The sequence below is a fragment of the Limnochorda pilosa genome (assembly GCF_001544015.1).
Classification (GTDB): domain Bacteria; phylum Bacillota; class Limnochordia; order Limnochordales; family Limnochordaceae; genus Limnochorda; species Limnochorda pilosa.
Genome location: NZ_AP014924.1, coordinates 1,160,105 through 1,174,593, shown reverse-complemented (window position 1 = coordinate 1,174,593; position 14,489 = coordinate 1,160,105). Strand labels below are relative to the sequence as shown.

Genomic DNA, 14,489 nt, shown 5'->3' with positions numbered 1-14,489 from the left:
CCCGACCGGCCGCGCGTGCCCCCGCCTGCCCGCGCTACTCCACCCGGTTCTCCAGCGTCCCGATGCCCTCGACTTCGATGCGGACCACGTCGCCGGGATGGAGCAGGGTGGCGTCGCCGCCCGATTCCCCCACCCCCGCCGGCGTGCCCGTGGAGAGGATGTCGCCCGGCTCCAGGGTGATCCCGTCCGAGAGCCAGGCGATGGTCTCGGCGACCGAGAAGACCATCTGGGAGGTGGAGGCGTCCTGGCGCAGCTCCCCGTTGACCCAGGTGCGGATCCGGAGCGCCTGGGGGTCCGGGACCTCCGCAGCGGGAACGATCCAGGGACCCATGGGTCCGAAGGTGTCCAGGCTCTTGCCCCGGAACCACTGGCCGTGGCGACGCTGCAGGTCGCGAGCGGTCACGTCGTTCAGGATCGTGTAGCCGAAGACGTGGTCGAGGGCGTGCTCCTTGGCAATCTGCCTCCCGCCCACGCCGATCACCACCGCCAGCTCCCCTTCGTAGTCCAGCATGCGGGTCGCCTCGGGGTAACGGATGGGCTCGCCGGGCCCGATGACGCAGGTGGGCGCCTTGGTGAAGAAGACGGGCACCTCGGGAACCTCCTCGCCGCGCTCGACCGCGTGGGCCCGGTAGTTCCGCCCCAGGCAGACCAGGTTCTTGGCGGGACGGGGAATGGGGGCGACAAGCCGGCCCCCCCGGGCCTCCAGCTCCTGAAGGAGCAGCACGCTGCCCTGGGCCTTCAGGACCTCCCAGCGGTCCGGGTCGGAGGTACGGTGCCGCTCGGCCCGCTCCACCAGCCCGCGGGCGTGGCTCCACAGCTCCGGACCCAGCCGGAGGACGTCCAGCATGGTGCGGGGCCGCGGGTCCTCGGCCGGAAGCTCGAACTCACCTTCCAGCCGGATCAGCTCCATCAGGTCGTAGATGCGATCCTCTTCGATCAGGCCCACCCGATCCGCCCCGTTCAGGCGGTAGGACGCGTAGCGCACACGAGCCACCCCTTTTCGCTCGATGGAACCTCCACGACGCGCCGGGCTTCGCGCGTCTCGATCGCCGGCGCTTCACACGTTGAACCGGAAGTGAACGATGTCCCCGTCCTGGACGGTGTACCCTTTCCCCTCCAGGCGCAGGGCTCCCTCTTCGCGGGCCCTCTGCAGGCTCCCCAACCGCTGGAACGCCTCGTACGCGCAGACCTCGGCGCGTATGAAGCCCCGGGCGATGTCCGAGTGGATCTTGCCAGCCGCTTCCAGGGCCGAGGCGCCCCGGCGGACGGTCCACGCCTTCACCTCGTCCTCCCCCACGGTGAAGAAGGAGATGAGGCCGCAGGCCCCGTACGCGGCGCGGGCGACCCGGTCCAGGCCGCGTTCGGAGATGCCCAGCTCCTGAAGGAACTCGCCTCGATCCTGGGGCTCCAGCTCCTCCACCTGGCGTTCCAGCTCCGCGGAGACCATGATCGTCGAAAGGCCGTGCTCGGCGGCCCACGTCTCCAGGGCGGCCTGCCCCTCGAGGGCGGCCTCGCCGCGGGCCGCCCGCGACCAGCCCTCCTCGTCCAGGTTCAGCACCAGCAGGCACGGCTTTTGGCTCAGGAGCGTGTAGGGCCGGAGCAGCCGGTCCTCGGACTCCTCGAAGCCCTCGACCCGGACGGGCCGCCCTTCCTCGAGCGCGGCCGCCACCCGCTCCAGCAGCGCCTTCTCCTGCTGCCTGGCCACGTCGGCGCGAGAGGTCTCCTTGGCCATGCGTTCCAGCCGCCGGGAGAGCATGGACCAGTCGGCCAGGACCAGCTCCTCCTCCACCCGCCGGGCGTCGCGCAGGGGGTCCACGCTTCCCAGGGGGTGGGGCACATAGTCCGACGCGAAGGCCCGGCAGACGTGCACCAGAAGCTCGGCTTCCTGCACCTGCTGCAGGAAGGCGGCCGCGCTCGGCCCCGTCCCCCCCGCGTCCCCGCCGGTCTCCAGCGCCGGGAGGTCGGCCAGCTCGAGCCGGGCGCGGGTGGTCTTGCGGGGCCGAAAGGCGGCGCTCAGCGCGTCCACCCTGGGATCGGGCACCTCGGCCGTTCCCAGCCCGACGCCGCCCCGCTCCGTTCCGCCGCCCTCACCCACCAGCAGTCGAAAGAGGGTACTCCGGCCCGATTGGCGAAGTCCGATCAGTGCAATGCGCAAGGGTTTGCCTCCCTGGGCGCCCCACGGGGCGCGACCGATGGTCGCCCGGGCTCGGGGCCTCTGCCAGCCCGTCGGTTCCGAGCCTGTTCCAGGATACCGCAACCAGGGCACGCGATGGAAGAGGGGAGGCAGGTCCGGGCGTAAGCCGGTTCCTCAGGGGGCACCGCCATATGCGGAACGCTTCCCCACCCGCGGAAGGTCCCCCAGGCTAACGTGGGAGCCCAGGTGCGCGCCATCCGCTCGGCTGATGCTTCCGGCCCGTGGCCGCCTAGCTCCGTGCGTTTCCTCCAGCGCGAGAGGACCGCGATTCGGCTTTGCGATCCTCCGTCCGGCTCAGCCGCCGCAGCTCCTCCTCCATGCGCTCCACCAGCCGGCCTCGCACCGCATCGCGGGCAGTGGAGATGGCCTTCCGGACCGCCTCCACCCTGGAGGCCCCGTGCCCCACCACCACCACACCCCGCACCCCCAGGAGCGGCCCCCCGCCCATCCGCTCGGCCACCTGCACGTGCTCCCGGACCCGCCGGATGAAGCGAGCCAGGTCCGCCTCAGGCGCCCGGCCCGACAACTCAGCCAGGGCCAGGGCCAGGATCGCCTCCGAAAGGGCCTCGGACGTTTTCAGGACGGCGTTGCCCACGAAGCCGTCGCAGAGCACCACCTCGGCGTCGCCGGCCAGCAGGCCATACGGTTCCACGTTGCCCACGAAGCGGAACGCGGAGCCGGCCAGGAGGTCATAGGCCTCCTTCACCTGCCGATTGCCCTTGCCCTGCTCCCGCCCGATGCTCAGAAGCGCCACCCGCGGCGCCGCGACGTCCAGCATGGCCCGGGCGTAGGCCGTGCCCATGGCGGCCAGCTCCAAGAACTGGGCCGGTCTCACGTCCACGTTGGCTCCCATGTCGAGGACGACCGTGCGCGGAGCGAAGCCGATCACGGGCCCGCCCGCCCACGGGCGGCCGGCGGCAAGCATGCCGAGCACGTGGGCCGCGGCCACCACGGCGGCGCCCGTGTTGCCCACGCTCACCGCCGCGTCGGCCCGCCCCTCGCGTACCAGCCGCACCGCCTGGAAGACGGAGGCATCGGGCCGCCGCCGAAAGGCCTGTGCCGGCGCCTCACCCTCGGCCACCGCCTGGCCCGAGGGCTCCAGGGACCAGCCGCCACCGCCTTCGGGAAGGAAGGGAAGGAGCTGCTCGGGCACGCCCACCAGGATGGGCTCCACCCCATCGTCTTGCGCGGCGAGCGCTCCGGCTACCAGCTCAGCGGGGGCATGATCCCCCGCCATGCAGTCGACGGCGACGCGCACCGGAGTCATTCCACCCGCCCCCCTCCTCCGGCGTCCACCCACCGGCCAGCGCCGGGCCACCGGTTCCTATGGTGTACGACCGGGCCTCCTTCCCGGTTCACAATGATAAGGAGAGGACTTCCCGCGGCCGCCGTCGAAGCAGGCGAAGGTTTCGGCGCTCCATGACTGGAGGTGGGCATGACGTCCTCGCTGCCTATGGAGGGGAAGGTCGCCCTCATCACCGGCGGCTCCCGGGGGATCGGCCGGGCGATTGCGCTGGAGCTGGCCCGCCGCGGCGCCCGCGTGGCGGTGAACTACGTGCGGAACCGCCAGGCGGCCGAGGAGACCGTGGCAGCCATCGAGGAACGGGGCGGCGAGGCGGCTGCGTTCAAGGCGAACGTGGCCGAGCCGGAGAAGGTCGACGCCCTTTTCGACCAGCTCGACCGCTGGGCAGGCGGGCTCGACATCCTGGTGAACAACGCCGCCTCGGGGGTCCTGCGCCCCCTGGAGGAGCTCGAGCCGAAGCACTGGGACTGGGCCATGAACATCAACGCCCGGGGCGCCTTCCTGTGCGCGCGCCGGGCGGTTCCCCGCATGAAGGCCCGGGGCGGGGGCGCCATCGTCAACCTCACCAGTCTGGGCTCCCAGCGGGTGCTCCCCAGCTACGTGGGGGTGGGGGTCTCCAAGGCGGCCCTGGAGGCGCTCACCCGGTACCTGGCCGTGGACCTGGCCCCCTTCGGCATCACCGTCAACGCCCTTTCGGGCGGGGCCGTGGAGACCGACGCCCTGCGTCACTTCCCCGACTACCGGGAGATCGTGGAGGAAACCAGGCGGCGGGTTCCCGCGGGCCGCATGGTGGAGCCCGAGGACCTGGCCCGGGTGGCGGCCTTCCTCTGCTCGCCCGAGGCTGCCATGATCCAGGGCCAGGTGATCGTGGTGGACGGGGGCCTTTCCCTGGTAGGCTGATCGGCACCCGTAACCGATCCACCCCGCAGGAGGCGATGCTCGTGTTCGACGCGCAGTGGCTGCTGAACGTGATGCCCCATCGCTACCCCTTCCTCCTGGTGGACCGGATCCTCGAGGCGGAGGATGGGCGGGCCGTTGGCCTGAAGAACGTGACCCTCAACGAGCCCTTCTTCCAGGGCCACTTCCCCGGGCAGCCGATCATGCCGGGGGTGCTCATCGTGGAGGCGATGGCGCAGGTGGCCTCGGCCCTCCTCTACCGGGCGCCCGAGTACTCCCGCACCACCGGTCTCTTCGCCGGCATCGACCAGACCCGTTTCCGCCGGCCGGTGGTGCCCGGTGATCAGCTCCGCATCGAAACGGAGCTCCTGAAGAAACGGGGGCCCATCGTCCGTTGCCGGGCCCGGGCCTGGGTGGGCGACGAGCTCGCGGCCGAAGGCGTCCTCACCTTCGCGATGAGCGCCCGGCGGGACGGTCCCGCCTCAACCCCGCCGCAAAGCGTTACCTGACCGTTGTGGGGGCCGTAACCCGGAGGGCGTATGCTCCCTTCGCGGTGGAGGCGCTCTCTCACCTGCCCGCCGGCAGCAGCCAGTCGCCCTCCCGCAAGCCCAGCCGCTCCGCCTCGCCGGCGGCGATCTCCAGCACGTAGCGCACGGGCGCGCCCGAGGGGTAGACGGGACAGTCGGGCTCCGAGTCGGGGCATGGCGGGACGTCCCGGGCGATGCGCACGATCTTCCCCAGACGATCGGCGTAGACCATGTCCAGGGGGATGCGGGTGTTCCGCATCCACATGCTCACCGGGAGCTCCCCGGGCCAGACGAAGAGCATCCCGCGCCCGGGTGCGAGCTCGGTCCGTTCCATGAGGCCGACCTGCCGCTCCAAGGGCTCGTCGGCCAGCTCGGCCACCACCTGCCCCAGAACGGCGTCGCCCTTCCAGTCGGGGTCCAACCGCACCAGCCGAACGGTCACCGCGGGCAGCTCAGGCTGGCCCTGCGATCGGGCATCGGGCACCCGGCCGAGCTGGAGGCCCAGGATCACCAGGAGGATTCCCAAGAGAGCACGGAGCCTGAGGCGCGTCACCCGTCCACCCCCATCGCCTGTGCAACCATCCGGTCCACCGTCCCGCGTGCCCTCACACATGGCTCTTGCGGCCGGCGGGTCCTCCCCTCTTCGTTCGCCCGGCCCCCGCCGGAACCCTTCCTCGGCGAAACGCTGGACGGTCCTACACTCCTGTCCGATCGCTCGTCGACCCGCACCCGCTCGCTCGAAACTGCGCAAGGGAACGGGTGGGCCAGCATACCCTAGACGGCATGAGACCCCTCGCTGGTGGTGGCCCCGATGCGGGCGAGATCCGCCTCCTCACCCGGCTCTTCGGGCGGGTGCTGCCGCAGGCCCGGCGGGAGCTGGAGCGCTGGACCCGGGCAGCCAGGGCCATCCCGGATCCCCACCTGCGCGCCCAGGCCCTGGCCAGCCTGCGTTTCAAGCGCTTCCACGCCCTCGGTGCCTCGGTCTTCGGGGCCCAGGCCCGGGAGATGGGGGCCTTCGTCCGCTTCGCCGTGGCCTACCAGACCATCAGCGACTACCTGGACAACCTCTCGGACCGCGACCGTGTGCCCGGGACCCGCCTGGAGGAAGACCTCACCCTGCTCCACCAGGCCATGATCGACGCCGTGAGCCCCAGCAACCCGGCGAGCGGGTACTACCGCCTCCACACCGCCACCGACGACGGGGGCTACCTGCCCGACCTGGTGGCCACCTGCAGGGAGGCCCTGGGCGCTCTGGGGGCCTCGGGCCTGGCCCCCAGGCTCCTTCCGCCGGCCGCCCGCTACGCCCGCATGCAGGCGCTGAAGCACCTGGAGCCGCACCGGCGGGCGGCGGCGCTGGCCTCCTGGGCCGGCGGCGAGGCCTCGCCCTGGCCGGGTCTCTTCTGGTGGGAGTTCGCGGCCTCGGCAGGCTCCACCCTGGGCATCTTCGCGCTGGCGGCCTCGGCCGGAGCCCCGCCGGAGCAGCTCGACCGGCTGGAGGCGGCCTACGTCCCGTGGGTGACCGCCTATCACATCCTGCTGGACTACCTGATCGACCTGGACGAAGATCGGGCCGGAGGCGACTTGAACTTCGTCGCCTGTTACCCTTCGCTGGATGTGGCCGCCCGACGGCTGCGCGCGTTGGCGGGCCAGGCTCGCCGGCGCATCGAGGCGCTGGAGGCCCCGGCCTTCCATCGCTTGGTGGTGCACGGCCTCACCGGGCTCTATCTGGCCGACGCCAAGGCCCGTGCGCCGATGCTCCGGCCCGTGGCCGCGACGCTTCTGGATGAAGCCGGCAGCGACGCGAGGGCGCTGGCCTGGCTCTGCCGCTGGCGGAATCCCTTCGGCCAGGTGGCGGAGCCCCAGCCGCCGCCCGCGCGTTGAACGCCGTCGCCTTCTCGGTCACGGGGCGGGCTGCCGTCGGCGCCGGGTCCTGCGGTAAAGCCAGAAGGCCAGCAAGCCGAAGAAGGTTGCCACCCCCAGCCACTCGCCGCCCTTGCCCACCCGCGAGGCCAGGGCCGGCCACCGGCTGCCGAGGAGGAAACCGCCCGCCACCGGGAGCCCGGTCCAGACCGCCACATGGAGGACCGCCGCAGCAGAGAAGACGGCCAGGCCAGCGCCCCCGGCCCCCGCCAGGTACGGGGTGACGTTGCCCAGGGTCGGGATGAAGCGGCCCACCAGATAGCCCCAGACACCCCACCGGGCCATGGTCTCCTCCGCCTGCCGCACCCGCTCCGCGGGGACGCCCAGGCGCTGGAACCAGCGGGCGAGACGGCCTCCCTGCCCGCGCCCGATGCCGTAGGCGGTCAAGGTACCGGCCAGGGCTCCGGCCGCGGCCGTCGCGGCCAGCCAGGGCAGGGCCAGGTCGCCGCGGGAGGCCAGGAAGCCAGCAAAGAGGAGGGTGATCTGCCCCGGAAAGGGCAGACCCAACCCCTCCACGAAGAGCCCCACCGCCAGGATGGGGTACCCGAAGGTCCGCACGGCCCACAGGATCCAGTCGGTCACCGGGTTCCTCCCGTCGCCGCCCCACGTCCCCTGCTCCAGGGTGCCACAGGGGGCCGGGGCGGCATCCAGGGAGGACCGGGATCGAGAGGGATGGGGGCTACTGGATCCAGCCGTCCACCAGGGCGCGATGCTCGGGACCCTCGAGCCAGGCCCGGACCGCAGCCTCGGGTGCGTCCGACTGTTCCTTGATCAGGGCCTCGAGAGTGCCCAGGGGCATGTCGCCCATCTTGAAGGCGCCCAGCCACCGGGCCACGTCGGGGAATTCACCGGCGAAGCCCTTGCGCGCCAGCACGTGGATCTCTTCGGCGGGCGGCCAGATCCCCTTCGGGTCTTTCAGGTACTTGATGTCGTGGGCCGCGAACGCCCAGTGGGGACTCCAGAGGGTCACCACGGTCCATTCCTTGCGGGAGATGGCCCGATCCAGCTCGGCCAGCATGGCCGGCGTGCTCCCCTCCAGGAGCTGCCAGTCGGCCAGGCCGTAAGCCGGCATGATGTCGTTGCGGGTGATGCGCATCAGCCCCGCACCCGCGTCGATTCCCACGATCCTCCGGCCGAACCGGGCGGCGTTCGCCGCCAGGTCGTCCAGGGAGTCCACGGGGACGTAGGAGGGTACGGCCAGCCCGAGGACGGCCTGATCGTACCAGACTCCCAGGTCGTCGATCTCCTCGCCGAAGCGCTCCCAGTACGTGCCGTGGGTGACGGGAAGCCAGCTGTCCAGGAAGACGTCGACGTTGCCCGCGGCGAGCCCTGCGAAGAGGGGCGCCACGTCGAGCTGCACCAGGTTCACCGAGTACCCCTGCTCCTCGAGGAGGGTCTTCCACAGGTACGTGGCCGCGATGTCCTCATCCCAAGGGATCCAGCCGATGGTGAGCTCGCCTTCGGCCTGCGCGGCGGCAGGGCCGGCCAGGGCGGCCACCAGTGCCGCCAGAAGGACCGCGGCGGCCAGCGCGTGGCGCCAGCCGGCCGTACGACATGCGGTCAGGGAGACGAGCGCCCGGGGGCGCAGGGAGATACGATCCATTCTCAGCCTCCTCACGTGTGGTGAAGGGATTCACGCCGAACGCGGCTCGGAAGCCGGTATCGGCCGCGGCCGGCGCCGTCTTGCGCTGGCGAGGCCTTCGGTGAGGCGATCCAGGAAGACCGCCAGGATCACAACGCCCAGGCCGGCCTCGAAGCCCAGGGCGATGTCGAGCTGGGTGAGGGAGCGCACCACCGCGGCCCCCAAGCCGCCGGCGCCGATCATGCCTGCGATGACCACCATCGAGAGGGAAAGCATGATCACCTGGTTGATCCCAGCCATGATGGTGGGCAGGGCCAGCGGCAGCTGCACCTTCATCAGGAGCTGGTTGGACGTGGAGCCGAAAGCATTGCCGGCTTCGACCACCTCTGGGGCCACCTGCCGGATACCCAGCTCGGTGAGGCGAATGGCCGGTGGCATCCCGAAGACCACCGTGGCCACCACACCGGGTACTTGCCCGATGCGGAAGAAGAAGACGGCCGGTATCAGGTAGACGAAGGGCGGCATCGTCTGCATGAAGTCCAGCAGCGGCCGCACCACCCCGCTCACGGCGCGCGAGCGGCTGGCCCAGATGCCCAGCGGGACCCCCGCGGACACCGCGAAGAGGGACGCGGTCAGGACCAGCGCCAGGGTGGACATGGCGTCGCGCCAGAGCCCCATGGCATCCAGCAGCAGGAAGCCCGCGGCGGCAAAGAGGCCGAATCCCCTCCCGCGAACGAGCCACGCCGCGGCACCAGCCATCACCGCCAGTGCCACCGGTGGTGGAAGCAGCAGGATATGGTACAGACCGTCGACCAGGAAGCGAACGATCGTGTACACCGCGTCGAAGGCAGGAGCCAGGGGCCCTCGCATCCACTGGACCAGGTCCGCGACAGGCTCGCCGACGGACAGCAGGCCGCTCATCGGGTCGATGCCACCTGGACCGTCGTTGCGCCGTTCCCCGTGTGGTGAGCGTGGTGGGCGACGTTGCCTGCCAGTCCTGCCAGGAGCGCCACGCGCGGCACGATGCCTGCCAGTCGTCCTCGCTCGTCCACCACAGGCACGGGTACGGCCTGCGAGGCGGCCAGGGGGATGATGGCCGCCAGGGGTGTGTCGGGGGCACAGTGGGGGAGATCGTGCTCCATCAAGGGTTCGAGCTGCGGTTCACCCCGCTGTACCGCGTCCACGACCCGTTCGGCCCGCACGAGGCCCTCCAGGCGGCCCGAGCGGTCCACCACGAAGACACTGGAAAGGCCCAGCTCGCGCATCTTGCGCAGCGCCACCCGTGGACCCGCTGGTGCCACCACCGTCTCGGGGCGGCGCATGACGCTTCGGGCGGTGAAGACCCGGCTCCGGTCCACGTCCTGGGTGAAGGCGGCCACGTACTCGCTGGCCGGGTGGGCCAGGATGCCCTCCGGGGCGTCGATCTGGATGATCCGGCCGTCCTGCATGATGGCGATGCGGTCGCCCAGGCTCAGGGCCTCGTTGAGATCGTGGGTGATGAAGACGATGGTACGCTTCAGGCTCGCCTGAAGCTCCAGGAGCTCGCCTTGCATCTCCCGACGGATGAGCGGGTCCAGGGCGCTGAAGGCCTCGTCCATGAGGAGCAGGTCGGCCTGGGTCGCCAGTGCCCGGGCGAGCCCCACCCGCTGTTTCATGCCTCCCGAGAGCTCGTCCGGGGCGTGGTGCGCCCACGCCTCCAGACCCACTTGCTCCAGGGCCTCCATGGCAGCCTTTCGGCGCTCCTCGGGAGCGACACCCCGCACCTCCAGGCCATACTCGACGTTCCGGAGGACCGTCCGGTGGGGCAGCAACGCAAAGTGCTGGAAGACCATACCGATGCGCTGCCGTCTCAGCTCCCGAAGCCGGGCAGGCGTGGCCGCGGTGACGTCTTCTCCGTCCAGGACCACGCGACCCGACGTGGGCTCAATCAGCCGGTTGATACACCGAAGCAAGGTAGACTTCCCACTTCCCGACAACCCCATGATCACGAAAATCTCGCCGGGGTTCACGTGGAACCGTGCATCGGCCACGGCCACCGTGTGCCCCGAGCGGCGGAGGATCTCCTCCTTGTCGGCCCCCTGGCGGAGGCGATGAAGCGCCTCGGCCGGGTTGGGTCCGAAGATCCGGGTAACGCCCTCGACACGCAGTTCCGGCACGACCATTCTCACCGTCCCAGCTCTTGGGTCTGAACAAGCACGCCGGACCCCGCCGTGGGATCCCGCTTCGGGCGGCGTGGCGGTTCAGGAAGGCGGCGGTGCCGCGTGTGGAACCCGATGTCGAGGCAGTCCTTGGTACCTTAGATGGGTATCCATGTAAGACCAGGCCCCGTAGCGCCACGCCAAGCAGGCACGTACAGGGTAACAAAGGTCTGGCGATCTGTCAAAGCCATGGAGGGATCCCTGTAGCAATCGAGGCGCCCCCTGCGTTCATCCTCGGAGGGTATTCACCTCCTCTGTCGAAATGATTGTGTGGAAGAGAACGATCGCGGTTCGGACCAGGCGCAGGGGCGTTCCGGCGACGATCCCTGGCCGTGACCCGGCGGGTGCATGGGGGTGCGCCCGGCGGTCATCCGCGCAGGCGCGGCCGGCCGCGATCCATTGGGGGAGGAGAGGTTATGGCGGACTCTACGGTTCAGGCGGGCCTTGAAGGGGTCGTGGCGGCTGCTTCGTCCATCTGCACCATCGACGGCCAGCAGGGGATCCTGAGCTACAGGGGTTACGACATACGCGACCTGGCTGAGCACGCCACCTACGAAGAGGTGGCCCACCTGCTGCTCATGGGTGAGCTTCCAGACCGGGACGAGCTCGACGCGTTCAGCGAGGAGCTGGCCCGGCGCCGGGCGGTGCCCGACGCTGTCTTCGAAATGCTGGCGCACCTCCCTCGGGAGGCGGAGCCCATGGAACTCCTCCGCACCGGGGTCTCGGCCCTGGCCATGTACGACCCGCTCTCCGGCCAGGTGACCCACGAGGCGGCCATCGAACAGGCGCTCAACCTGGTGGCGCAGCTTCCCACGCTGGTGGCGGGTATCCACTGGATTCGGCAGGGGAAGACGCCGCCCGCGGTGGACCGCTCACGGTCCGTGGCCACCAGCTTCCTCGCCATGCTGAAGGGACACGCGCCCACGTCGCTCGAGGCGCGCACTCTGGATGTGGCCCTCACGTTGCATGCCGACCACGAGTTCAACGCTTCCACCTTCGCCGCCCGAGTGACGGCCGCGACCCTGTCCGACATGTACTCGGCGGTCACTTCGGCCATCGGCGCCCTCAAGGGCCCCCTGCACGGCGGGGCCAACCAGAGGGTCATGGAGATGCTGCAGACCGTCGGCGATCCCGAGAAGGCCGAGGCGTGGGTGCGGGCGAAGCTCGAGCGGAAGGAGAAGATCATGGGGATCGGGCACCGGGTCTACAAGACCTACGACCCGAGGGCCCGCTTCCTCAAGGAGATGTCGCGCCAGCTGGCGGAGGAGTCGGGGGAGGATCGGTGGTACCGGATCTCCGACGTGGTGGAGCGGGTCGTCATCGAGGAGCTGGGCGAGAAGGCGCTCTACCCCAACGTCGACTTCTTCTCCGGCACCTGCTACTACGTGATGGGGATCCCGACGGACCTGTTCACCCCCATCTTCGCCATGAGCCGCATCTCGGGGTGGGCGGCCCACATCGTGGAGCAGTACGACAACAACCGGCTCATCCGCCCGCGTGCCGAGTACATCGGCCCGGCACCGAGGACCCTGGTGCCCATCGACCAGCGCTGACGTCGCAGGCCGCCGCGCCGGCGGCGGCCGCCCGGCCGCGACCCCACCGGTTCGCGGCCCCGTCGGAGCCCCGGCGACCCCGCCGGGGCTCCGATTCGCTCAGGAGGTGGACCCTATCGAATCCCCCGCAGCACCCGAGATCGAAGCCCTGGCGCGGATCGCACAGGCCGTCGTCGCTTGCCGGGCCTGCCCCCGCCTGCGAGCGCACTGCCAACACGTGGCCCGGACACGAAAGCGGGCCTTTCGAGACCAGGAGTACTGGGGCCTGCCGGTTCCGGGCCTGGGCGACCCCAACGCCCGCCTGCTCATCGTGGGGCTGGCCCCGGCGGCCCACGGGGCCAACCGCACCGGGCGCATGTTCACTGGCGACGCGTCGGGCGACTGGCTGGCCGAGGCGCTCCACCGGTACGGCTTCGCGACCCAGCCCACCTCCACCCACCGGGATGACGGGTTCGAGCTCCGCGAAAGCTACCTCACGGCCTCGGCGCGGTGCGCCCCGCCGGACAACAAGCCGACCCGCGAAGAGATCCTCGCCTGCCGGCCCTTCCTGGAGCGGGAGCTGGCCGTGCTCGACCGGGTCCAGGTGGTGATCCTCCTCGGCCGCATCGCGTTCGACACGTACACCCGGCTGCTGATGGAACAGGGTCGCCTCCAGGGCCGCCCGGCTTTCCAGCACGGCGCCGTCACCGAGTTGCCGGACGGCCGGCCGCGCTACCTGCTTGCGAGCTACCACCCGAGCCGGCAGAACACCCAGACGGGCCGGCTCACCCGGGAGATGTGGCACGCCGTCTTCGCTCAGGCCCGCTCGCTTCTCGAGGGCGCCTCGGGGCTGGCCGCGGCCGCCCGAGTCTGATAAGCTAGAGGCGATGCCGGAAGTCAGGCGCTGGTGCGCGCCCCGAGAGGAGGAACCTGCCGTGCAGGAGTTTCTCGCGAACCTCGCCCAGCTCGATCGCTGGGCCCCCCAGCTCCTCTCGGCCGTGGCACGCCTCGCGCTGGTGCTGGTGCTGGCCTGGGTCCTCAACCGGGTGAGCCGCCCCCTCATCCACCGGCTGGACGAGGCCTTCGGGCGGCACCCGGAGCGGAGCGAGGAGCGCCAGAGACGCATCCAGACGCTCCTCACCATCGTCGAGAAGGTGGCCTCGGCGGCCATCTGGACCGTTGCGGTCATCATGGGCCTCCAGGTTCTGGGGGTGAACACCGCCGCCCTCCTCACCGCCGCCGGCGTGGGCGGCCTCGCCTTCGGCTTCGGCGCCCAGAACCTGGTGCGGGACTTCATCAGTGGCTTCTTCATCCTGGCCGAGGACCAGATCCGGGTAGGCGACGTGGCCGTCATCAACGGCACGGGCGGGCTGGTGCAGGCCATCAATCCCCGCACCACCGTGCTGCGGGACCTGAACGGGACGGTGCACGTCTTCCCCAACGGCTCGATCCAGACGGTCTCCAACCTCACCAAGGAGTGGTCCCGCTACGTCATCGACGTGAGCGTGGCGTACAAGGAGGACGTGGACCGGGTGATGGAGGTCCTGCGGTCCATCGGGCAGGAGCTGCAAGAGGACCCCGAGTACCGGCCCCTGATCGTGCAGCCCCTGGAGGTCCTGGGGGTGGACGACTTCGGAGCCTCCGGCGTCACCATCAAGACCATGATCACCACCCTTCCCCTGAAGCAGTGGCAGGTGGGACGCGAGCTACGGCGGCGGATCAAGAAGCGGTTCGACGCGGAAGGGATCGAGATCCCCTTCCCCCACACCAGCCTTTACTGGGGCAGCGCCTCTCAGGCCTTTCGCGTTCAGGTGGAAACCGGACAGACCGACGCGGACCGGGTGGTGGAGGAGGTCCTCAGGCGGCTCGGCGCGACCCAGGCGGCAGCCGAGAGCGACCGGCCCTCCGGGGGGGCGGGCGCGTGACCGACCCCGGCCAGCCCATCGTGCTGGCCCGGAACCTGGCCAGGCGCCTCGGCTCCGTGGAGGCCGTGCGCGGCATCGACTTCGCCATCCGGCCTCGGGAGTGCTACGGGTTCCTGGCCCCCAACGGCGCGGGCAAGACCACCACCATCCGCATGCTGACGGCCCGCATCCCTCGCAGCGGCGGCAGCCTGCAGGTTCTGGGGCACGACGTGGATCGGGCGCCCGGCGCCATCAAGGCGCTGATAAGCGCGGTGGCCCAGGAGGACAACCTGGACGAGGGCGACGCCCTGGTCTCCTGGCTGCAGACCGGCGGGGTGCGCCCCATCGGCTTCCGGGTGCGCCCCGCCACCCTGTCGGAGCCGGTGCTCAGCCTACTGGCCCGGGATGCGCTGGAAAGGATCACCTGACCGC

15 protein-coding genes are annotated in these 14,489 nt (G+C 70.8%); 7 read left to right on the top strand and 8 right to left on the bottom strand.

Features of this window, described 5'->3' with window-relative positions; all coding sequences use genetic code 11:
* Nucleotides 1–34: 34 nt before the first annotated feature.
* The 3 genes from LIP_RS05165 to LIP_RS05155 all read right to left on the bottom strand — a co-directional run bounded on the left by LIP_RS05165 (nt 35) and on the right by LIP_RS05155 (nt 3,461).
* The gene (locus LIP_RS05165; protein WP_198409738.1) at nt 35–985 is read right to left on the bottom strand and encodes a fumarylacetoacetate hydrolase family protein; all 951 of its coding nucleotides are present in this window, start codon (nt 983–985) and stop codon (nt 35–37) included.
* A gap of 72 nt (nt 986–1,057) precedes the next feature.
* Nucleotides 1,058–2,155: a DUF933 domain-containing protein gene (locus LIP_RS19975; protein WP_068135218.1), complete on the bottom strand. Its 1,098-nt coding sequence runs from the start codon at nt 2,153–2,155 to the stop codon at nt 1,058–1,060.
* A gap of 268 nt (nt 2,156–2,423) precedes the next feature.
* Nucleotides 2,424–3,461 carry a hypothetical protein gene (locus LIP_RS05155; protein ID WP_068135214.1) on the bottom strand — a complete coding sequence of 346 codons (1,038 nt, stop codon included), beginning with the start codon at nt 3,459–3,461 and terminating at the stop codon, nt 2,424–2,426.
* A 186-nt stretch (nt 3,462–3,647) separates the two neighbouring features.
* On the opposite strand from LIP_RS05155, the gene fabL reads away from it, so the two are divergent.
* Together fabL and fabZ are read left to right on the top strand one after the other, a co-directional pair.
* Nucleotides 3,648–4,397 carry an enoyl-[acyl-carrier-protein] reductase FabL gene (gene fabL / locus LIP_RS05150; protein WP_068135211.1) on the top strand — a complete coding sequence of 250 codons (750 nt, stop codon included), beginning with the start codon at nt 3,648–3,650 and terminating at the stop codon, nt 4,395–4,397.
* A gap of 41 nt (nt 4,398–4,438) precedes the next feature.
* Nucleotides 4,439–4,903 carry a 3-hydroxyacyl-ACP dehydratase FabZ gene (fabZ, locus tag LIP_RS05145; protein ID WP_068135209.1) on the top strand — a complete coding sequence of 155 codons (465 nt, stop codon included), beginning with the start codon at nt 4,439–4,441 and terminating at the stop codon, nt 4,901–4,903.
* Nucleotides 4,904–4,961: 58 nt separating this feature from the next.
* On the opposite strand, the gene LIP_RS19260 is transcribed toward fabZ, so the two are convergent.
* Nucleotides 4,962–5,474, bottom strand: coding sequence for a DUF192 domain-containing protein (locus LIP_RS19260; RefSeq protein WP_068135206.1), 513 nt, complete (start codon nt 5,472–5,474; stop codon nt 4,962–4,964).
* Nucleotides 5,475–5,704: 230 nt separating this feature from the next.
* Between LIP_RS19260 and LIP_RS05135 the strand changes: the two genes are divergently transcribed.
* Nucleotides 5,705–6,802, top strand: a complete 1,098-nt coding sequence (locus tag LIP_RS05135; protein WP_068135203.1) for a DUF2600 family protein — start codon at nt 5,705–5,707, stop codon at nt 6,800–6,802.
* Nucleotides 6,803–6,820: 18 nt separating this feature from the next.
* Here the strand turns inward: LIP_RS05135 and LIP_RS05130 are convergent, their stop codons facing one another.
* From LIP_RS05130 to LIP_RS05115, 4 genes are all read right to left on the bottom strand, one after another.
* A complete protein-coding gene (locus LIP_RS05130; protein WP_068135200.1) occupies nt 6,821–7,423 on the bottom strand; it encodes a DedA family protein in 603 nt (200 codons plus the stop codon).
* 97 nt (nt 7,424–7,520) lie between these two features.
* Complete coding sequence (locus tag LIP_RS05125; RefSeq protein ID WP_068135197.1) at nt 7,521–8,444, bottom strand: glycine betaine ABC transporter substrate-binding protein; 924 nt, start codon at nt 8,442–8,444, stop codon at nt 7,521–7,523.
* A 30-nt stretch (nt 8,445–8,474) separates the two neighbouring features.
* Nucleotides 8,475–9,344, bottom strand: a complete 870-nt coding sequence (locus LIP_RS05120; protein ID WP_068135194.1) for an ABC transporter permease — start codon at nt 9,342–9,344, stop codon at nt 8,475–8,477.
* Nucleotides 9,341–10,585 carry a quaternary amine ABC transporter ATP-binding protein gene (locus LIP_RS05115; protein WP_082725890.1) on the bottom strand — a complete coding sequence of 415 codons (1,245 nt, stop codon included), beginning with the start codon at nt 10,583–10,585 and terminating at the stop codon, nt 9,341–9,343. Before LIP_RS05115 ends, LIP_RS05120 begins: the two co-directional genes overlap by 4 nt.
* A gap of 452 nt (nt 10,586–11,037) precedes the next feature.
* Here LIP_RS05115 and LIP_RS05110 point away from each other — a divergent pair, with 452 nt between their 5' ends.
* The 4 genes from LIP_RS05110 (at nt 11,038) to LIP_RS18415 (ending at nt 14,485) form a co-directional block, all read left to right on the top strand.
* A complete protein-coding gene (locus LIP_RS05110) occupies nt 11,038–12,174 on the top strand; it encodes a citrate synthase (RefSeq protein ID WP_068135191.1) in 1,137 nt (378 codons plus the stop codon).
* Between the two features lie 217 nt (nt 12,175–12,391).
* Nucleotides 12,392–13,027: a uracil-DNA glycosylase gene (locus tag LIP_RS05105; RefSeq protein WP_198409737.1), complete on the top strand. Its 636-nt coding sequence runs from the start codon at nt 12,392–12,394 to the stop codon at nt 13,025–13,027.
* Nucleotides 13,028–13,088: 61 nt separating this feature from the next.
* Nucleotides 13,089–14,078 (top strand): mechanosensitive ion channel family protein, encoded by a 990-nt coding sequence (locus tag LIP_RS05100; protein ID WP_198409736.1) that lies wholly within the window; start codon nt 13,089–13,091, stop codon nt 14,076–14,078.
* Nucleotides 14,075–14,485, top strand: a complete 411-nt coding sequence (locus LIP_RS18415; RefSeq protein WP_068135186.1) for an ATP-binding cassette domain-containing protein — start codon at nt 14,075–14,077, stop codon at nt 14,483–14,485. The genes LIP_RS05100 and LIP_RS18415 overlap by 4 nt, the downstream gene beginning before the upstream one ends.
* Nucleotides 14,486–14,489 lie beyond the last annotated feature (4 nt).